Below are 19,727 nucleotides of genomic sequence, written 5' to 3'. Positions count from 1 at the left end.
GCTTTTTTTATGATCATAAAAGCTGAAATACAAGACCAAGAATTATTAACAACAATCGCTTTACAATCCAAGGCTTATTGGGGATATTCAGAAGAACAGATAGAAAAATGGAGAGAAGATTTAACTGTAAAACCTAAAATGTTTGAAGAATGGCGTATATACAAGTACCTAATCAACGACACAATAGGTGGATTTTATATTTTAAACAGAACTAATCTTAAAACAAGTATTTTAGAGTTTTTATTTGTTGTTCCCAATTTTATAAATCAAGGTATCGGCTCCAAATTACTTGAGCATGTAAAAGCATACTGTAAAAAAGAATTTTGCACTGTTTTAAATGTTTTAGCTGATCCAAACGCGGAATCCTTTTACCTAAAACATGGTTTTAGGGTAATTAACAAACAAGAAAGTAGTATTAAAGGTCGTTTTTTACCTGAAATGGAATTATTATTCCCTGAAAATATGTAGTAAAAAATAACTTTTTTATCCCATTATATAAACCAATTCCACACTACTCCAAAACGAATAACGAAATCTCTATAAGGGTAATTTGGTGCCGAAAAATAATTTTTATCAAGCGCAAAAGAACTTATGTTATCTGCTTTAAAATAAATTCGTGTTCTTCGTACCCTTGCATTAAAAAATAAATCAACAGTAGGATAACCTATCTCCGTATCGTTTTGTAAAGTAAACTCTGATAACAACGGATTATACGCATTCGCTTTGTATTTAGAAAAATACTTAAACGTAGCTCCAATTTGTACTAATAAAGGTTTTCCTTTAAACCATTCATCTGTATAATACAGTGTATTACGGGTTACAAATTCTGGTACTCTAAAAACATCACTTCCATTTGCTACTTTTTGATACATTAAAGTATTATCCAGCGAAAATTTTCCTAAGGTAAATTCTTTAGACACTTTTGCCTTTAAGTAGTTTACATCTCCTGAAAATTGGTTCGGCTGTCCGTCTTCATCAAAATATGTGTAGTTACTGATATTTGTAATATCAACAGATGCATTCCCCCACTTTGATTCAATAACTCCTCCTAAAGTTCGTGTTCCTTCTTGAACAAACTTATCTTTTTCCCAGTTATAATCATTATACGTGCTTTGGTGTAATAAAAAGTTAAAGTTAGGATACTTATTACTAATGCCTATCCTACCTTTAACAGTAAGTACACTGTCTTTCTTATAAAACGCTTCTCCAGACAATCTATTTCCTGACAAACGTCCACTACCAGGAGTTAAACTCCCATTAGCATTCACATGAAAATTACCAATTCTACCATTCCAATCTGCACCAAACGAAACAGCATTACCCTTTAGTTTATTTTTAGTAATTCCTGCTGTATTATTTTGTAGATTCTCATAACCATAATTATATGTTGACAAATCTGTCTTTACTCGAAATCTACCCAATATATATTTTGAGTTAAAGTCTAAAAAAAACTGATTATTGTACAGCAAATAATTTGTTTTATTACTGATGCTCCCAAATGAGTTTACATCACCAAAAATAACTGTAGTTGCTGTTTTTTGTTTAAAGCGGTAAAATTTAGAATCTCTAATAAATGAATGACCTAACTTCAAATTAGAGAACTCTCTATCTTGCAAACTATCTTTTGAAGAAAGTAACTTAAAAGTATGTTCAAAATATAAACGTTTAGCATCAAAAGTATTTTCTGCATCGTCAAGATTAACATCCATTCTACCTCTATTCCCGCTAAAATTTGGGTCATCATTTACAAAAGCTTCTAATGAAACAGCTGTTAATCCTCCGTTTTCTTGATTAAAAAAATCTTGATTTACTGCATGACCTTTAATAGCATATTGTCCTTTAGGTGTTTCATACTTAAAACTCACTCTAAAATTACCAGTACTAGCTAATGACCTTCTATATGCACCTAAAGAACGAAGTCCTTTATAGGCAATTGCTAAATTAAATCGTTTAGAAAAGTTTGTAGTAAAAAGTGCATCAACTACCTGCCCTTGTTCCAAACCTGTGCGATACATAATTTCAGTAGTGGGTGTAGGTACATGATAATAATTCACATCTTCAATAGTGAAATAATTAAATAGCTTCGCTCTAAAACCAATATCTGGAAACTGTGAAATATTCGTAAAATCGTATGCTAGGTTATTAAATGTTTGCCCTTGGTTATGAAAAGCTAACAATTCAAAATTATCTTTTCGTAAAAAGTTAAACTTGTATTCTTTTTGAATTGTAAGGGTCGTATCTACAATCGTAGTATCGTTTTTATGTGATATTATTTTATAGTCTGTGTACTTTGTTTTTCCACTAAGCTTTACATTGATTTCATTTTCAGGCAACGAATCTAAATTTTGATTAAGTCCTCCGTTTGTTCTACCAAAATTACCATCAATAGATCTTATTTGAGCTAACATTATCTGAGTACTTACCAAACAAAAAAACATTAAAAGATTTTTCTTCATAACGACAAAAGTAAAATAATTTAACGATTAATTTTAGGTTTAATTTCTTTGAAAACTGTTAATTTGTAGCATGTTGCAATTAAACTATAGTGGGCATAAATTAGAAGCTGGCACTGATGAAGCTGGTAGAGGTTGTTTATCAGGGCCTGTAGTTGCCGCCGCCGTAATTTTACCTGATAATTTTCAACACGAATTACTGAACGACTCCAAGCAACTTTCAGAGAAAAAAAGACAAGAACTTCGTCCGTATATTGAAGAGCGTGCCTTAGCTTTTGGTGTATCCTTTATCCATCAAGAAGAGGTAGATGAACTAAATGTTTTGCAAGCCTCAATAACAGGTATGCATCGTTCTATTGAACAATTAAACATTTTACCAGAATTTATTATTGTTGATGGAAATAAGTTCAAACCGTATCAAGAAATTCCACATCAAACTATTGTTAAAGGTGACGCTAAATTTATGAGTATTGCCGCGGCATCTATACTAGCAAAGACTTATAGAGATGAATATATGGAGAAAATTCATCAAGAATTTCCACAATACAATTGGCAAAAAAACAAAGGATATCCTACCAAAGAACATCGCGAAGCTATCCGTAAATTTGGCGCAACACCCTACCACAGAAAATCATTTAAATTGTTACCTGAACAATTAAAATTGGAACTTTAATTTTTCTATTTTTGTCTTCCAATTTTTTAGAAGATGATTAAAAGAACTCGTACCGAAATTAACAAATGTATCATTCACAAAGTAGCTAACAAATACAATAGTGGGCAAAATGCTTTCTCTGAAAGTTTAGTTCGTTTTGATGAAGAAAGTTACGAATTGTTACTCCCTTTTTTACTAAAGCCTTTTGGTGCGGTTACGCAGAGCTATCGTTTTAGTCATCATGCAGATGTTCGTCTAAACGAAATCAACAAATACACTTCAGATATTTTTGAAGATGATAGCAATGAGGTTTTTATTCAACATTCTAAAAACATAGTTAACCATCTTTATGAACAATCAAACTCTGCCAATATAAAAACTGGTGATGTGATTGTTGCTTATTTTGAAGGCATCGAGTACAAAGATGTTTTAACAGAGGCTGTTGGGGTTTTTAAAATTGAAAGCAAAGTAGATTTTTTCCAAACCTATTTAGACGATGATAGTTTTGACGTTGTGGTTCAAAAAGGAATTTCTACCAAAAGATTGGATAAAGGTTGTTTGATTTTGAATTCTTCTGATACAGAAGGAACGGTAGTTTTATCAGTAGATAATAACAATTACGATGCACAATACTGGATTAAAAACTTTTTAAGTGTAAAGTATGCAGATGATCGTAATTTACACACTCAAAACTACCTTGAAATGTGTAAAGAATTTTCTGAAGAAGTGATTAAGCCTGAATTTGGAAAACAAGAACAAAGTAATTTTTTAGCCAATACCGTTGATTACTTTAAAGAACACGAAAGTGTAGATTACCACAATTTTAAAGATGAAATCTTTGAAGAAGATAAACACAAAAATTTATTTGAGGACTACAAACAACACTTTGAAAAATTGAACGACGTATTAATCCGCAATAACTTTGAGGTTTCAGATGTTGTCTTAAAAAAGGAAAAAAGTAAGTTTAAAACTGAAATAAAGTTAGACACCAACATACAAATTAAAATTGATGTAGATGCTCCAGATGCTTCTGCTGAATACTTAGAACAAGGGTATGACGAGGAGAAAAAAATGAAATTCTATAAAGTGTTTTATAACACTGAAAAATAAAAAAAGCCATTCATTAGAATGGCTTTTTTATAGACTCAACTGAACAAAATTTTACTCCTTCTCAGCCATTTTCTTTACGTAATCGGTAATAATAACGATTTGTGTTCCTTCTACTTTACCTTCAATGTATTTAGCATTTTCAGGATCCAACGAAATTCTACGTACCGCTGTTCCTTGTTTTGCAACCATGCTCGAACCTTTTACCTTTAAATCTTTAATCAATACCACATTATCTCCCGCTTGTAAAATAGCTCCATTCACATCACGATGAATAATTTTTTCACTTTCATCTAAATGATCTCCTGTAGCTTCAGCAAAACGCAATTCTTCATCTTCTAAATACATCATATCCAGTAAATCTTGTGACCAACCATCTTTTTTTACACGATGCAACATTCTCCACGCGACTACTTTTACTGCTCTAAACTCACTCCACATACTATCATTTAGACAACGCCAGTGATTTGCATCTGTAGCTTCAGGGTTTTCAATTTGCTCAATACAAGTGCTACAAGCCAATATGCTACCATCAACTCCACCTGTTGAAATTGGAGGCACTTCATAAATTGATAAATTATCTTTTGCTGCACATAATTCGCATTGATTTCCGCTTCTATCTTGTAATTCTTGTAGTAAACTCATTTTGTTATTTTTTGCTTCGCAAAAATACATTTTTAATTTATATTTAAACCATGTTATTAGAAAGCGAACAATTAATTATACGAGAAGCTCAAATGAGCGATGCTCCATTTTATTTTGAGCTATTCAATGACCCTGATTGGATTCAGTTTATTGGCGACAAAAGCTTAAAATCTATTCAAGAAACTGAGGTTTATCTAGAAGAAACCTTGTTTAAGAATATACAATTAGGAGGTCTAGGCTTTTTTACCGTCATTTTAAAAGAAACTAACAAACCTATTGGCACATCTACTGCATTAAAAAGAGAAAAATTAGATTTTATTGATATTGGCTATGCTTTTTTACCTGTTGGGAGAGGCAAAGGTTATGCCACAGAAGCCACAAAACTAATTATAGAATATGTTCGCTCGCAATTTAAACAAGAGAAAGTGTTAGCCCTAACAATGCCAGGAAATGAAAAATCTCAAAAACTATTAAAAAACTTAGGTTTTGAGTTTATTGGAATGCAACAGATTTTCGAAAATACTGAAGATTGTATTTTTGAATACATCTTTTAATTTTAAACACCTTTTCCTTATATCACTTAGGATAAAAAGTATACATTTGCGACAACTTTTTCCCCATTTTTATTTTTAAACACAAAGTTTACCCAAGCTTAACACCAAAGCCTGCATGACCTTTGTTTAAATTAACCAAGAAAATGAAAATTAAGCTAAAACCCTCTCAAAAAAAGAGGACATCAAAAACTAAAACTAGTAGGTTTTTATTTTTTCCTTTGATTTTTAAAGGAGAAATGTACTGGTTAGAAAGAGTTATTATCAAAAAGAACTTTAATGGAAGAAGTTTTCAAATTACTGACATTATAAGAACACAAGATTTGATAAATAACGAGATTAACAAAACCTCAAGTAAATTAAAAGTTCTAAAAAAAGCGGTTTAAAAAAAACCAGAAGATGATATCTTCTGGTTTTTTACTTTTTATCTTAGTTCAAAAAAGTAATACAATTTTTTAAGCTAAATACAAATCAATTAATCCTTCTGGGGTTTCCACTTCTATTATTTGTTGCTCTCTATCTACTTTCTTAATGAAATCATCAATCATTGGAATGAATATCTCCTTACCGTCTCTATCTATTTCAAATAAAGGCTGTGCAGAAGAGTCATTAACACCAACAACTATTCCTACCTCTCCAAAAGCTGTATCAACAACAGTAAAACCAACAATTTCATGGTAATAAAACTTATTTCCAGAAAGCTTAGGAAGCAAGTCTAAAGGTAAATAAACCCCTGCTCGCAAAATAGCTTCGGCATCCGCTTCAGTATCTACATCTTCAAACTTCACTCTAAACATAGTCCCTTTACTTAATGAAGATTTTTCAATAAAAAAAGGAACCAGATTATTGCCTAAATCGACAAAAACTGATTCCAAATTTTCGTAAAGATCGGGTTCATCAGTATCTAACTTAATAACTACCTCACCCTTAAAACTATGTTTTTTAACGATTTTGCCAAGATAAAAGCAATTCTCTTTTTGCATCATCGTGCTACACGTTTTTATTCTTCGCTATCAGCACCTGTTTCAGCAACAGCAGCATCCTCGCTATCAGTAGCAGGAACAGCAGCAGCAATACGTGCTTCATTTACAGCCTTTTCAGCTTCTAAAGCTTTTGCTTTTGCATCTGCTTCAGCTTTCGCTAAACCATCAGCTTTACCAGCAACTTTTGCTGCTTTACCTTCTAACCAAGCGTTGAATTTAGCTTCAGCTTGCTCTTCAGTTAAAGCTCCTTTTTTTACTCCACCAGCTAAGTGATTCTTTAATAAAGCTCCTTTGTAAGACAAGATAGCTCTAGCAGTATCAGTTGGTTGAGCACCGTTTTGTAACCATTTTACAGCTCCATCAACATCTAAATCGATAGTTGCAGGGTTAGTGTTTGGGTTATAAGTTCCAATTTTCTCTAAGAAACGTCCGTCTCTTTTAGCTCTTGAATCAGCAGCTACTACCCAATAAAATGGTTTTCCTTTTTTACCGTGTCTTTGTAATCTAATTTTTACAGGCATAATTTTTAATTTTTAAGGTTCGCGACCTTGATTATTAATATATCTTATCATCTCGTGATAAGTGGGCGCAAATTTATAAAATATTTTTCATTTAAAAGTAAAAAAACTATTTAAACACAATAAAAAAGAGCCTGTTTAACAGGCTCTTAAGAAAAATAAATTTGTGAGATATATTATTATAATACTCTAACGCTAACTGCGTTTAATCCTTTTTTTCCTTCTTTAAGTTCAAACTCAACAGTATCACCTTCTCTAATCTCATCGATTAAACCTGATACGTGTACAAAATGTTCTGTGTTTGATCCTGACTCTGTAATAAATCCAAAACCTTTAGATTCATTGAAGAACTTTACTGTTCCTTCTTTCATTGTAAAAAATATTATATTAAAGTACAAATGTAATCTTATTAATTGAGTATCAATCACTTTTTTTAATATTTATTTAAAAATTAACCTATACTTAACACCTCCTTTTTACTCTAACTGGCCTCAAACCCTTTACTTACAACAAAAAACACCCGTTAATAACTTCTCTTAATTGCAACCTAAATTCTTCGTATTTTTACAATCTGTTTTATACAACACTTCAATAAGTCATTTTTGCCCATGTATTTAATTTTCGATACCGAAACTACTGGATTACCAAAAAGCTGGAATGCTCCAATAACCGATACCGATAACTGGCCTAGAGCCATACAAATTGCATGGCAATTACATGACGAACTTGGAAACCTTATTGAACATAACGATTTCTTAATTCAACCAGACGGATTCAATATCCCATATGATGCAGAACGCATCCATGGAATCTCAACCGATCTAGCTATCGAGCAAGGTATCGCTTTAAGTGAAGGACTAAAATTATTTAATGAAGCCCTTCAAAAAACAAAGTTTATTGTTGGTCAAAATGTTGGGTTCGATGTTAACATCATGGGATGTGAATTTCATCGCTTGGGTGTTGAGAACAATTTAACAGAATTACCTGTTTTAGATACCTGTACCGAGCACACAGCCGAAATGTGTCAAATTCCTGGAGGTCGTGGAGGAAAATTCAAACTTCCTACACTTACTGAATTACACAATCATTTATTCGGTGTAGGTTTTGGTGAAGCGCATAATGCTACTGCAGACGTAGAAGCAACTACTCGATGTTTTTTAGAATTGATTCGTTTACGTCAGTATACCGAAGAACAATTAGATGTTTCTTCTGACTACTTTCAACGCTACACGGAAGCAAACCCAAATCCTATTCAAGTTATCGGGCTTACGCACTTGAATCTAAAAAAGGAAAGTGATAAAATCCGAAAAAGAAAATCCTCAGAAACAGAAGAAGCCAATACCATTTCTACTGCTGAAGGATTAGCTGAATTAGAAGGTGTTCAATTTGCACATTTACACAACCATACACAATACTCTGTTTTACAATCTACTATCCAAATTGGAAATATTGTAAATGCTGCTGCAAAAGACAACATGTCTGCAGTTGCAATGACTGATAGTGGAAATATGATGGCAGCCTTCCATTTTGTGCAAGCAATTATAGGACACAACAAAGCTGCTGAAGCCGCTAATAACGAAGCTATAGAAAAAGGTGAAAAACCAACTGAGAGTATTTTAAAACCTATAGTAGGTTGTGAATTTAATGTTTGTGAAGACCATACCAATAAAAGTCAAAAAGACAATGGATATCAAGTTGTTTTATTAGCAAAAAACAAAAACGGATATCACAATTTGGCAAAAATGTCTTCTATTGCCTTTGTTGATGGTTTTTACTATGTTCCAAGAATTGACAAAAAAGTTATTGAACAATACAAAGAAGACGTTATTGTTTTGACTGGAAATTTATACGGAGAAGTTCCAAGTAAAATATTAAATGTAGGTGAAGCTCAAGCTGAAGAAGCCTTACTTTGGTGGAAAGAACAATTTGGAGACGATTTCTATATCGAATTGATGCGTCACGGACAAGAAGACGAAAGAGTTGTAAACGAAACTCTTTTAGAATTCTCAAAAAAACACGATATAAAAGTTGTTGCCACTAACAACACTTTTTATTTAGATAAAGAAGATGCCAATGCGCACGATATTTTATTGTGTGTAAAAGATGGCGAAAAACAAGCCACTCCAAAAGGTAGAGGAAGAGGGTATCGCTATGGTTTACCTAACGACGAATACTACTTTAAATCTACCGAAGAGATGAAAAAACTCTTTGCCGATTTACCCGAAGCTATTATCAACATTCAAGAAATTGTTGATAAAATAGAACCTTTTGGTTTAGCTCGTGATGTATTATTACCCGCCTTTGATATTCCTGAGGAATTTAGAGATGCTAAAGATTTAGAAGATGGAGGAAAACGTGGTGAGAATAATTTTTTACGTCACTTAACCTATGAAGGAGCTAAAAAACGTTATGGTGAGCTTACAGAAAGTGTTTGCGAACGTTTAGATTTTGAGCTTGACGTAATTGCCAAAACAGGATATCCTGGATATTTCTTAATTGTTGAAGACTTTATTCGAGAAGCCCGAAATATGGATGTATCGGTGGGCCCTGGACGTGGTTCTGCCGCCGGTTCGGTAGTTGCGTATTGTTTATGGATTACCAATATTGATCCGATTAAGTACGATTTACTTTTTGAGCGTTTCTTGAACCCTGAGCGTGTATCGATGCCCGATATTGATATTGATTTTGATGATGAAGGTCGTGGGCGTGTAATGGATTATGTAATCCAAAAGTATGGTGCCAATCAAGTAGCCCAAATTATTACATACGGTACCATGGCTGCAAAATCTTCTATTAGAGATACCGCTCGTGTATTAGATTTACCTCTATTTGAAGCAGATAGAATTGCCAAGTTAATTCCTGGAATGAAATTGGCAAAAATCTTCTCACTAGATGAGAAAGGATTGAAAGAAAAACTTCGTTCAGAAGAAATAGAAATGGTAAACGAGCTAAAAGCTATTGCCGATGGTAATGGATTGGAAGCGGAAACCATTAACAAAGCTCGAATTTTAGAAGGTTCTGTTCGTAACACAGGAATTCATGCCTGTGGAGTAATTATCACTCCTGATGATATTACCAAATTTGTACCAGTATCTGTAGCGAAAGATTCCGACATGTATGTTACCCAGTTTGATAACTCGGTAGTAGAAAGTGCGGGATTATTAAAAATGGATTTCTTGGGGTTAAAAACCTTAACCCTTATTAAGGATACTGTAAAAATTGTAAAAGCACGCCACGGAGTAGAACTCGATCCAGAAAGCTTTCCTATTGATGACGAAGAAACATACGCATTGTTCCAACGTGGAGAAACAGTCGGGATATTCCAATACGAATCTCCTGGAATGCAAAAGTATATGCGAGAGTTAAAACCTACGGTTTTTGCCGACTTAATTGCGATGAACGCTCTATATCGTCCAGGTCCTTTAGAATATATTCCTTCTTTTATTCGAAGAAAGCACGGTGATGAAGAGATTCAATATGATCTCCCAGCCATGGAAGAGTATTTAGCAGAAACCTACGGTATTACGGTATATCAGGAGCAAGTAATGCTACTTTCACAAAAACTAGCTGATTTTACCAAAGGTGAAGCCGATGTACTTCGTAAAGCCATGGGTAAAAAACAAGCTGCGGTACTGGCTAAAATGAAGCCTAAGTTTGTGAATCAAGCTAAAGCTAACGGACATGATGAAAAAGCCTTAGAAAAGATTTGGAAAGACTGGGAGGCGTTTGCATCCTATGCTTTCAACAAATCGCACTCTACTTGTTATGCTTGGATTGCCTATCAAACTGCCTATTTAAAAGCACACTATCCTGCTGAGTATATGGCTGCAGTGCTTTCAAATAACATGAATGACATTAAACAAGTTTCGTTCTTTATGGAAGAGTGTAAACGTATGGGCTTAGAAGTATTAGGACCAGATGTAAACGAATCGTATGCTAAGTTTTCGGTAAACAAAGACGGAGCCGTTCGTTTTGGTATGGCGGCAATAAAAGGAGTTGGAGGTTCTGCTGTAAAGGCCATTATTGATGAGCGTAAAGAAAATGGACATTACTCTTCTGTTTTTGATGTAGCTAAACGTGTCGACTTACGTGTGGCCAACAAAAAAGCTTTTGAAGGATTGGTTTTAGCTGGAGGGTTTGATTCTTTTACCAGTACACACCGTGCTCAGTATTATGTGAAAGACGAAAAAGGGCAAACATTTTTAGAAAGAGCTATCCGTTTTGGAAATAAATATCAGGAGAATCAAAATTCCTCTCAAGTTTCTCTATTTGGAGAAGCCTCAGAAGTTGATTTACCAGAACCTCAAGTTCCAGAATGTGAAACTTGGGGAACTATGGAACTCTTAGCTCGTGAAAAAGAAGTGGTAGGAATGTATATTTCTGCACATCCGTTGGATGACTTTAAAAATGAAATGAATTTTTGCAACGCTACCCTTGCACACTTTAAGAATATTGCTCAATACGAAGGTTTAGGATTATCTTTTGCCGGTATTGTTACCGATGTACAACATCGTGTGTCAAAAGCAGGAAAAGGATGGGCTTCTTTTACTATGGAAGATTATAATGACAGCTACGAGTTCAGAATTTTTGGGGAAGATTATCTAAAATTCAAGCACTTTTTAGTTCCTAATTCATTCTTATTTATCAAAACTACAATCAAACCCGGATGGACAAACAATGAAGGTGTTAAAGGTGAACCTAGAATAGGTTTTAATGAGTTTTTATTATTACATGATATTATGGACAAAATGTGTAAAAAACTAACTATTAAAATCCCGTTGCAAGAAGTGAAGGAAAATAAGATTAAAGAATTACAACACTTATTTGCTACAAACAAAGGATCACAAAATCTACATTTTACTATTTGGGATGCTGAAGAGAAAATTGAATTGAATTTACCTAGTAGAACGACTAAAATTAAAGTGTCAAGTCAGTTTTTAAAAGCCTTAGATGAGCAATTTATTAATTACAAATTGAATTAATTTTAAAATGCTACCTAGTTATCAAAATAGTGTCGATTTACTTACCAATGTAGCTACTCAAAAATTATATCATCAGCTTATAATTCAGCTTAACAAAGACTTAAATTTAGTAGGTATTGATTTCACTTTTTCAGAAAATAGCACGCCTCTAATTTTAAAAGAAAAGCTACAAAAAATGGTAAAAGAACTACTACTGCATGACTTTAGCTCATACTCAAACCTTTTATATCGCATTGATGTTTCTGAAAAAGAAGTACAAAATATTGAATCAAACGATATTGATATATATACTGAAAATGCTACTTTTTTAATTTTAAAAAGAGTTTGGAAAAAAGTATGGTTTAGACAGCAATTTTTAAGGTAGTTTGCTCTTTACGCTATAACCTCGTTTATTATAGTTTCTAAGTTATGCACCCCTTCAAAATTATGTAACCAGCTTACTGTTTCTCCATGATCCAAAAAGCTATTCAATGCTTCTCTAACAACTATTCTATTTTGTTGCGGTAAATCTTCTACAACCTCCTTTAAATTATTTAATAAATGCTTGGGAGAAGTATTTTCTTCAAACAATTTAAATGCTATTTTACCTGTGATATCTAAAAACTTTAAATAATTTGCCTTCGTAGTAATAGGCGTATCAATTCCCAGCTTTTCAAAAACTTCATTTACTATTCCAGAAGTTTGGCGCCCCCAAATACCATCCACCAAAATTTCTTCATTATAAATATATTTTAGAACTAATTGTAAATACAAAGTTTCAGATTTTGATGTTTCATTATAATCAACAGGAACACTAATATCCATATGCCAATGATCTTTATGGTTCGGATAGTAATAGTTTAATACAATCCCAAAATGCTTTCTTAAGAAAGATTCTATTCCTAAATACAGTTCTTTTTGATGTATAAAATTAGCAGTCACCAACGTTTCATCATTCCAAAAAATAGCATCTATATCAAATGCTTTTCCATGTCCGTGCTGCCCTGGTTTGTCTACAAAAATCCCTGCTGTTGTAATTACTTCGGGAATTCCTAATGGACAGTTATTAAAAACCTCTTGAAAAGCATTTTCTAATACACCCAAAAAACTTTCTTCAATTAAAAAATTACGTTGTTCACCCCTTGTTCCATAAGGGTGATTAGTTAGTCGTGCATAATGCAAAGGGATTCCGTTTATTTGATTTATTGTTTTCATAACACTCTCTTTTTAAATTGTGATATTGGTCGTCTTTCCTTCTTTTGTATACTCTCTTTTTACTCCTTCTAAAATATATTGTCTCTGTATCTTATTTTCTTTATTCGCTATCGTTTTTAAACATGCATATTGAACTGCATTTACGATGTTAGCTCCAGTTATATTGAACTTTTTCGCTAATTCTTCTATAGTAATTTCCTTTTCTAACTCTATATTTTTAGGTAAGTTATTTTTCCACAACATAAGTCTTTCATCATAGTTTGGTGCTTCAAACTCAATAATATTATTAAAACGACGTGTAAATGCGGTATCTATATTGTTCTTAAAATTGGAAGCTAGAATTATAAGTCCTGGGTGCATCTCTATTCGTTGTAACAGATATGATACTTCTTGATTTGCATACTTATCATGAGCATCTCTCACATTGGTTCGTTTCCCAAAGATGGAATCTGCCTCATCAAAGAATAATACCCAATCTTTATTGATTGATTTGTCAAAAAGTTTGGATAAATTTTTCTCCGTTTCTCCAATATATTTTGACACTACCATTGATAAATCTACCCTATACACATCTTTTCCTGTATGCTTTCCTAACAACCCTGCAGTTAATGTTTTTCCTGTTCCTGGCGCCCCACAAAACAATACGCGATACCCCGGTTTTATTTTTGACGACATCCCCCAATCATTCATCAATATTTCTTTGTAGGCTAGCCAACTTTCAATCTCTTTAACATCATTTAATGTTTTTTCTTGTAACACTAAATCTTCCCATTCTAAATCTGTAGTAATTAAACTTGCTGGAAAATCTTGACTTAATTGTGGTTTAAGTTTTTTCCCTGTTATAAAAAAGTACATATACTCTTGGATAAGAATTAATCTTCCACTCATTTGTGGTTCTCCATAGGGAACTTTTTCTATCTCAATTATAGCTTTTCTAATTAGTTTGCTCTCACATAATATAAAGTTTGACACCAGCTTGCGCTCTTCTATATTATTGCCTGCTAATATGTATAAAGCAGTCTCTACTGTAGGAATAATTCCTCTATGGTTTTTCCCTTTTACTCCTCCAAACTCAGGTAGTTCACCTCCATTGGGCAAAAAATCAGAAATAATATTATTAAAGAAATTGGGTAAAATATGAGGTATTATGCTTAAGAGTAATAATATCTTATCGGAATAATTTAGTTCATTACCTCGAATGAAAGAAGCTATATAAGAATCATTCTTTTCAAAACTCATATCTAGTTTTAAAAAATCATCACCATGAAATTCTGAAGATAATCTAGCATAAATTATTTCTTTTAAAAAAGAAATCGCTTGTTGTAAATCTTCTTTTGTTTCTATATCGTTTATCAATGTTTCCATAACTTTCTATTTTTTTTAAAGTTGAAAAGAGTTTTACTCTATTCCAAAAGGTTTTAAATCCAATTTGATATGGGGTAGTATTTTTGGTAAAAACCGTTTCATTAATTCAAAGTATTCTGACTTCTCTTTAAATAAATATATCAGCTGCCAATAATGGAGTGCCTTAGCTTGATATGCAAGATTTAAATATACTTCTATGGTAATTTTCATATTATAAATAGCGTTTGCATCTGTATGAACTAACCATATATTATCTACTATTTTATTTCCTTCTTTTTTTAAACAAGCTGTTAAACTCCAACAGATATCAAAAGGGTAAAAATCATCTTGATTCTCTTCCAAATTAGATAATGTGTAGTAATATCCTTGCTCTCTACAAAAAATTGGATTAAATATATCTTCTACTTTAGTTATATTTATAAATCCACTTAAATACTCATGTACAACACTCCAATCGTAATTATTTTCAAAGTATTTTTCTTTTAAATACTTATTTTCTTTAAACTGTTTTGTGTTTTCTTCTGTATTCTGTAACTCCCACAAAAGTTCTAGCTTTGATGTTTGCTCATAAAAATCAATTAAATCTTTAGGTATATCCAACTGAATATTCTCTATTTTGTGAGAAGGTAATGCATACGTTACTGGTGTTTTTATACTAACTCCATGTTCAAAAGCATTACCAACTTCTTCTAACATTTTAAATAAAAACAATTCTTTGATGTTAGTCATATTCTAAAACATTTGCATTAATTAAATTATTAAACTTAGTAAAGGCAGACATAAATGCATCTTGATTAGTATATAGTGCCGAAACAACAGACCTTACCTGTACTATATTTTGGTACCCTCCTGATGGCCTTCCACTAACTAACCTATCAAAAAAACCTGATAAACCTGTTCCATTGCTACCACCTTCGGCTAGAGCTTTTGAATTCAAAGATCCAGAACTTGATTCATTAATTGTAACTTTTACACTTGTTGTTGGAGGTGCTTGGGTAAACCTTTTTGTTTTTGTAGGACTTTCTGGTAAATTCGTCTCTGTATTGTAAGGTCCAAAACTCATTACCACAATAGTTGGTATATCTTCAAATACACCTGTATTACCATAAGAAACATCTACATTGTAGTAAATAACTTGATTATTATCCCAAACTGCTTCTTTAGCAAAATGTTCTACTTGGTTCTCCATGTCCCTTAAATTCATATCTCTAGTTCCTGGAAAAAGATTTTCTCTAGTACCCGGTCCATGTAATCTATGGTTCAACATATGTGCTCTTACCCATGCCCCACTTCTTCTCAAAGAAACTGGAATATTAGTCCATCCTTGCGGATCTTGCGTAGGTGTAGACCCTCTAGTATTCCCTGGTATTTTAGATAATGGCGCTGCTCTTAACATATATGCTCTACCCTTACTGTCAGTTTCAAAAGAAACTCGAGAAATTGGGAGTTCAATTGTATGCTCAAGTACACCTATTATTACTAAATCGGCAGCTATATTAGTTAAATTTGTTACTATTAAGTTATATGCACTCCTTATCGGTTCATTACCATGACCTGCTGTGTAAGCATTATCTACTGCTCTTTTATAAGCACCAATATTGGTTCCTAATACTCTTTTCTCATTGAACAAGTTTTCTATTGCTCTCGACTTAGCTTCATATTCTGAATCCGATTCACGATTTTCGTGAATTTCTTGTCTCTTATCATTAAGTAGCCCATTTAAAGTTTGTTTTTCACTATAAACATTAATTTCTACCCTTTCTATTGTTCCTTCTATTTTTAACGTGTGTCCTCCATCTACGTTAATAGATTTAGACATACCTATTATACTTTCTACTTCTTCTGAGTTTGTATTTCCTCCATTCTCTTCAACTCCTTGCTCATCAGAACTACTTGATTTTATTTTACCTGTCTCTGTTCTACTCTCATTCCCATAATCAATAAAATAATCCCAAGTATTACCTCCGTCTACAGCCCTTACATTCTCAATAACAAGATGTTCTCTTTTCCATAATTGTAACATAGAATCTGCTGCAGATTCTTCTATAGTTCCATCTTCATTAGCAGCACGACTCTCTTTTCTTCTCAAATCTTGTAAAGCTTCTCCTAGTATTCTCAAACGTTCCGCCTCACTCATTAACGGTATTTGTAGTAAGTGTCTTGAATTATTTTCTTCTCCATGTTCTACATAAATCGATACGCTTTCAGCTTCTTCGTTTCTGGTTTGAATTCTACGGATACCATATCTGCGTTTCACCCTATTGATTTTATCTTCTACTACTCCAATAGTAGGTTTCGGATTGGCATTTTCCATTTGTGAGAGTTCATCTAAAGCACGCATATATTTTTGCTCTTCTGTAAGAGTGCTTAAATCTTCTTCTCTTCTTCCTGGTGGTAACCCTTCTCCCTCACCCGTAATTTCTGGATTCTCATTTTGACTGCTATTTGGATTTTCTCCTTGCCATTCTCCATCTGGGTTTGATTCACTATCCCCCATAGTTCTTGGTGGTGGATCTGCCATCACATCAGCAGTAAACTTATCAGGATCAAACTCTACAGGAGACATTTTTAACTCTGGTGGCTCTTCTCCTCCTACTAACCAATCTACATCTGCACCTATTCCTAAACTATCTCCAATTGGGTATTGTACTTCTCCTAAAGGGAATTCTTCTCGTCCATCGGGTGCTGGAGACCACCAAGGACTATCTAACTCATAAAATAATGCTCCTGATAATTGTAAAAACAGCTGAGCTGCTGCTTCAAAATGTCCTTTCAACCTTGATTCTCCAATTTTCCCTCCTTCTGGTGAGTGTTCTTCTTTATACTCAAAAGTTGGTGTAGCTTCTGCATACGCTCTCAACCCTGCAGCTGCTGTTACGTTTACCCCAGCTTTTACATCGTGTCCTATTAAAGTAACACCTACTCCTGCTTCGGCTTCTAACCCTAGTACCGCAAAAGCATTGATTCCTAAAGTTCCCGTAATACTAAAATTCTGTAAAACCGATGGATCTGTAGAATAGGTTCCTGTAAAACCTACATCTTTTAAAACCAAAGGTCCGAAACCTGCGTTGGCAAACATTCCAATACTTGCGAATAAGAATACTTGTCCTACTAGTGGGATACCATATCCCGCTCGTATTTCTACTTCAAAAATATCCACCTTTTTCCCTCGTTGCTCCATCAACTCAATATCTTCTGTTACAACGACCTCACCAACAATAGTTACATGACCTAAGTGGTCAATTCCTATTTTAGCAGTTCCTTGTAGCCAAGGAGTTATGGTGGCTTGTACTTCTCCCCATCCTGCTAATACTTGATTATCTTTTGTTTTTGGCACAGCAGTTTGCTCCTGAGCAGGAGCCTCTGCTTCTTGATCCATACTTTCTACCCCTAATGCAGCGTGCATCATTTGACGAGAACGGGTTGCATCGGTAACTAATAAGGTTATTTCACCAGAAAACTTTTCTGAATTCATTCTACCTGTACCCTGAATAGTTACTGCTCCATCATCATATTCAACAGTTAAAGAAGCACTTACATTGGCTATATCAGCAGCGACACTTACTTGTCCACTTAATTTACCATCTGCTCCTCTTGCTACATTAAATTCTCCAGATGCTAAACCTGCAATATCTACGGTAGAATTAAGCTCAAAACTTAAATTAGAATCTGTAATTCCTAAACTACCCGTAGCTTCTATATAGCCATCTATATTTGCTGATAAATTGTTTGCTCTAAAATTTAACCCACCGTTTTCAAACTTATTTTCTAAGCCTTCTGCTACTTCAATAGGACTTACCCCTAAAAAGCTCATTGCCTCAAGATTTTCATTAATTTTATGGATAATTCCTAGTGCATCTCTAGTAAAAACGTTCTCTCCTGTTCGAATACTTAAAAAACCTGTTGTATTTTGTTCTTCTCCAAAGCTATTTAATACTAATACAGGAAATACCCCAGCTTCTCTCAACGGATTTAAAAATGACATTCCACGGACATCTAAATGTTTATTTCCTCTATTTCTAGAAAGCTCAAATTTTTGAGATTCTCCTTCTGCAGGTCTTCCCAACTTTCGGATTTTAATGGTTCCTTCGAATTGTGCACCTATTTTAACATTTACATCAAAGTTAGTTGTTCTTGATTCTTGCTCAATATAAGCTAGCCAATCGTCCGATAACTGTAATCCATTTGTGATATCTACTGGTTCGGTAGGAGCCACTAAGGTTACTGTACCTGTTTCTCCTTCTGATTTTTGAACACTATTGGAAGCAGGTGAGACTCCTTGCTGTACGGTATGAGTCAACTCGTGCGCTAATAAGTGCTTTCCTGACTCTGATGTTGGATTGTATTTGCCTTCATTAAAATAGATGTCATTTCCATTGGTAAAAGCCTGAGAGCCTAATTCTTGATTCATTTGAACCGCATTGCTATCGTTATGAACTCTAACACCTCCAAAATCTGCTCCAAAACCTGATTCCATTTCGTTTCTTGTATCTGTGCCTAACGGACTTCCTCCTCCTTTTGAACTGCTGAGATTACTTTCTAATGAAGAAGTGTCATCCCCACCAGACATCTGTACTTGTTGAGACTCTTCTTCCTCTTTTTCCTGAATCTCTTCCTCTTCTTTTTCTTGAATGTCTTCTTCTACTTTTTGCTGAATTACTTCTCCAGCAGATGGGGACTCCGTTGTTTCTTTTTTCGTTTGGATTTCCTCTTCAAGAGATTTTTGCACATCCTCTTCTTCCAGTTTTTGGACGTCTTCCTCTTCCTTTTGTTGTAATTCTTCTTCTTGCTTTTGAAGATTATTATCTGATTTTAATTGAACCACTGGACTTATAGAGTCAACTAGTGGTTTTTGCTGAATTTCTTGTTCATTTGATTCTTGTTTTTGAATCTCTTCTTCACTTTTCTTTTGCACTGTGGGCGCAAAAAATGAAGATGGAGTTTCATTTCCTCTAGCAATAATTTGGTCAGCAGCCTTATCTGCCTCTACCTCATATTTATCACCCGGTTTCCCAACGTTTAGTTTAGGCTGAATAAAATTTCCTTCTCCAGTTGGTTTTGAAGAAGTTGGTTTTGTACTATGCTGGGTTTTTGGTGAAAACATAAATAATTACTTATTTGTTTTATATCTTATATTCTTTTTAAACGTTAACAAATATGGTAGCACATTGTTTACTACTAATCTGTATTCCAGAATAAGGATTCTCTTCCTTCTTTTGTATAGTAGCATGAGAAGTTCCTTTTTGACTTGTATTTTTAGGTAAAGCTTTCATACCT

The 19,727-nt window shown here is 33.6% G+C and carries 17 protein-coding genes; 7 read left to right on the top strand and 10 right to left on the bottom strand.

Annotated elements, in window-relative coordinates; genetic code table 11:
* The first annotated feature begins 9 nt into the window (after positions 1–9).
* The gene (locus ACQY6M_RS05820) at positions 10–468 is read left to right on the top strand and encodes a GNAT family N-acetyltransferase (protein ID WP_428741350.1); all 459 of its coding nucleotides are present in this window, start codon (positions 10–12) and stop codon (positions 466–468) included.
* Between the two features lie 23 nt (positions 469–491).
* Here ACQY6M_RS05820 and ACQY6M_RS05815 read toward each other — a convergent pair whose 3' ends face one another.
* The gene (locus ACQY6M_RS05815; RefSeq protein ID WP_428744928.1) at positions 492–2,408 is read right to left on the bottom strand and encodes a putative porin; all 1,917 of its coding nucleotides are present in this window, start codon (positions 2,406–2,408) and stop codon (positions 492–494) included.
* Between the two features lie 118 nt (positions 2,409–2,526).
* Here ACQY6M_RS05815 and ACQY6M_RS05810 point away from each other — a divergent pair, with 118 nt between their 5' ends.
* Both ACQY6M_RS05810 and ACQY6M_RS05805 read left to right on the top strand, forming a co-directional pair.
* Positions 2,527–3,126 (top strand): ribonuclease HII, encoded by a 600-nt coding sequence (locus ACQY6M_RS05810; RefSeq protein ID WP_428741352.1) that lies wholly within the window; start codon positions 2,527–2,529, stop codon positions 3,124–3,126.
* A gap of 33 nt (positions 3,127–3,159) precedes the next feature.
* Positions 3,160–4,215 carry a nucleoid-associated protein gene (locus ACQY6M_RS05805; protein ID WP_428741353.1) on the top strand — a complete coding sequence of 352 codons (1,056 nt, stop codon included), beginning with the start codon at positions 3,160–3,162 and terminating at the stop codon, positions 4,213–4,215.
* A gap of 51 nt (positions 4,216–4,266) precedes the next feature.
* Here ACQY6M_RS05805 and ACQY6M_RS05800 read toward each other — a convergent pair whose 3' ends face one another.
* On the bottom strand, positions 4,267–4,857 hold the full coding sequence (locus ACQY6M_RS05800) for a PhnA domain-containing protein (RefSeq protein WP_428741354.1): 591 nt from the start codon (positions 4,855–4,857) through the stop codon (positions 4,267–4,269).
* Between the two features lie 50 nt (positions 4,858–4,907).
* On the opposite strand from ACQY6M_RS05800, the gene ACQY6M_RS05795 reads away from it, so the two are divergent.
* Positions 4,908–5,411 carry a GNAT family N-acetyltransferase gene (locus ACQY6M_RS05795; protein WP_428741355.1) on the top strand — a complete coding sequence of 168 codons (504 nt, stop codon included), beginning with the start codon at positions 4,908–4,910 and terminating at the stop codon, positions 5,409–5,411.
* Between the two features lie 143 nt (positions 5,412–5,554).
* Positions 5,555–5,794, top strand: coding sequence for a hypothetical protein (locus tag ACQY6M_RS05790; protein ID WP_428741356.1), 240 nt, complete (start codon positions 5,555–5,557; stop codon positions 5,792–5,794).
* 69 nt (positions 5,795–5,863) lie between these two features.
* Here the strand turns inward: ACQY6M_RS05790 and rimM are convergent, their stop codons facing one another.
* The 3 genes from rimM to ACQY6M_RS05775 all read right to left on the bottom strand — a co-directional run bounded on the left by rimM (position 5,864) and on the right by ACQY6M_RS05775 (position 7,280).
* Positions 5,864–6,391 carry a ribosome maturation factor RimM gene (gene rimM, locus ACQY6M_RS05785; protein ID WP_428741657.1) on the bottom strand — a complete coding sequence of 176 codons (528 nt, stop codon included), beginning with the start codon at positions 6,389–6,391 and terminating at the stop codon, positions 5,864–5,866.
* Between the two features lie 17 nt (positions 6,392–6,408).
* Entirely contained in the window at positions 6,409–6,912 is a 504-nt protein-coding gene (locus ACQY6M_RS05780; RefSeq protein ID WP_428741357.1) for a 30S ribosomal protein S16, read from the bottom strand.
* Between the two features lie 176 nt (positions 6,913–7,088).
* Entirely contained in the window at positions 7,089–7,280 is a 192-nt protein-coding gene (locus ACQY6M_RS05775; protein ID WP_028891302.1) for a cold-shock protein, read from the bottom strand.
* A gap of 237 nt (positions 7,281–7,517) precedes the next feature.
* Between ACQY6M_RS05775 and dnaE the strand changes: the two genes are divergently transcribed.
* Positions 7,518–11,891, top strand: coding sequence for a DNA polymerase III subunit alpha (dnaE, locus tag ACQY6M_RS05770; RefSeq protein WP_428741358.1), 4,374 nt, complete (start codon positions 7,518–7,520; stop codon positions 11,889–11,891).
* A 7-nt stretch (positions 11,892–11,898) separates the two neighbouring features.
* Positions 11,899–12,255: a hypothetical protein gene (locus ACQY6M_RS05765; protein WP_428741359.1), complete on the top strand. Its 357-nt coding sequence runs from the start codon at positions 11,899–11,901 to the stop codon at positions 12,253–12,255.
* A gap of 8 nt (positions 12,256–12,263) precedes the next feature.
* Here the strand turns inward: ACQY6M_RS05765 and ACQY6M_RS05760 are convergent, their stop codons facing one another.
* The 5 genes from ACQY6M_RS05760 to ACQY6M_RS05740 are packed head-to-tail and all read right to left on the bottom strand — an operon-like array spanning position 12,264 to position 19,723.
* A complete protein-coding gene (locus ACQY6M_RS05760) occupies positions 12,264–13,085 on the bottom strand; it encodes a hypothetical protein (protein WP_428741360.1) in 822 nt (273 codons plus the stop codon).
* Between the two features lie 12 nt (positions 13,086–13,097).
* Positions 13,098–14,450 (bottom strand): ATP-binding protein, encoded by a 1,353-nt coding sequence (locus tag ACQY6M_RS05755; protein ID WP_428741361.1) that lies wholly within the window; start codon positions 14,448–14,450, stop codon positions 13,098–13,100.
* Positions 14,451–14,483: 33 nt separating this feature from the next.
* The gene (locus ACQY6M_RS05750; protein ID WP_428741362.1) at positions 14,484–15,179 is read right to left on the bottom strand and encodes a hypothetical protein; all 696 of its coding nucleotides are present in this window, start codon (positions 15,177–15,179) and stop codon (positions 14,484–14,486) included.
* Positions 15,172–19,554: an eCIS core domain-containing protein gene (locus ACQY6M_RS05745; protein ID WP_428741363.1), complete on the bottom strand. Its 4,383-nt coding sequence runs from the start codon at positions 19,552–19,554 to the stop codon at positions 15,172–15,174. Before ACQY6M_RS05745 ends, ACQY6M_RS05750 begins: the two co-directional genes overlap by 8 nt.
* Before the next feature lie 37 nt (positions 19,555–19,591).
* Entirely contained in the window at positions 19,592–19,723 is a 132-nt protein-coding gene (locus ACQY6M_RS05740; RefSeq protein WP_428741364.1) for a hypothetical protein, read from the bottom strand.
* Positions 19,724–19,727: the final 4 nt, after the last annotated feature.

Origin of the sequence: Tenacibaculum sp., from assembly GCF_050290165.1 — a bacterium.
GTDB lineage: Bacteria > Bacteroidota > Bacteroidia > Flavobacteriales > Flavobacteriaceae > Polaribacter.
The sequence above is the reverse complement of the archived record's forward strand: the minus strand, read 5'-3'. Positions and strand labels throughout refer to the sequence as shown.

Excerpts from the sequence above, each read along its gene's own strand:
- ACQY6M_RS05820 (WP_428741350.1), top strand. The coding sequence starts at position 10 with ATGATCATAAAAGCTGAAATACAAGACCAAGAATTATTAACAACAATC.
- ACQY6M_RS05815 (WP_428744928.1), bottom strand. The coding sequence starts at position 2,408 with ATGTTAGCTCAAATAAGATCTATTGATGGTAATTTTGGTAGAACAAAC.
- ACQY6M_RS05810 (WP_428741352.1), top strand. The coding sequence starts at position 2,527 with ATGTTGCAATTAAACTATAGTGGGCATAAATTAGAAGCTGGCACTGAT.
- ACQY6M_RS05805 (WP_428741353.1), top strand. The coding sequence starts at position 3,160 with ATGATTAAAAGAACTCGTACCGAAATTAACAAATGTATCATTCACAAA.
- ACQY6M_RS05800 (WP_428741354.1), bottom strand. The coding sequence starts at position 4,857 with ATGAGTTTACTACAAGAATTACAAGATAGAAGCGGAAATCAATGCGAA.
- ACQY6M_RS05795 (WP_428741355.1), top strand. The coding sequence starts at position 4,908 with ATGTTATTAGAAAGCGAACAATTAATTATACGAGAAGCTCAAATGAGC.
- ACQY6M_RS05790 (WP_428741356.1), top strand. The coding sequence starts at position 5,555 with ATGAAAATTAAGCTAAAACCCTCTCAAAAAAAGAGGACATCAAAAACT.
- rimM (WP_428741657.1), bottom strand. The coding sequence starts at position 6,391 with ATGCAAAAAGAGAATTGCTTTTATCTTGGCAAAATCGTTAAAAAACAT.
- ACQY6M_RS05780 (WP_428741357.1), bottom strand. The coding sequence starts at position 6,912 with ATGCCTGTAAAAATTAGATTACAAAGACACGGTAAAAAAGGAAAACCA.
- ACQY6M_RS05775 (WP_028891302.1), bottom strand. The coding sequence starts at position 7,280 with ATGAAAGAAGGAACAGTAAAGTTCTTCAATGAATCTAAAGGTTTTGGA.
- dnaE (WP_428741358.1), top strand. The coding sequence starts at position 7,518 with ATGTATTTAATTTTCGATACCGAAACTACTGGATTACCAAAAAGCTGG.
- ACQY6M_RS05765 (WP_428741359.1), top strand. The coding sequence starts at position 11,899 with ATGCTACCTAGTTATCAAAATAGTGTCGATTTACTTACCAATGTAGCT.
- ACQY6M_RS05760 (WP_428741360.1), bottom strand. The coding sequence starts at position 13,085 with ATGAAAACAATAAATCAAATAAACGGAATCCCTTTGCATTATGCACGA.
- ACQY6M_RS05755 (WP_428741361.1), bottom strand. The coding sequence starts at position 14,450 with ATGGAAACATTGATAAACGATATAGAAACAAAAGAAGATTTACAACAA.
- ACQY6M_RS05750 (WP_428741362.1), bottom strand. The coding sequence starts at position 15,179 with ATGACTAACATCAAAGAATTGTTTTTATTTAAAATGTTAGAAGAAGTT.
- ACQY6M_RS05745 (WP_428741363.1), bottom strand. The coding sequence starts at position 19,554 with ATGTTTTCACCAAAAACCCAGCATAGTACAAAACCAACTTCTTCAAAA.
- ACQY6M_RS05740 (WP_428741364.1), bottom strand. The coding sequence starts at position 19,723 with ATGAAAGCTTTACCTAAAAATACAAGTCAAAAAGGAACTTCTCATGCT.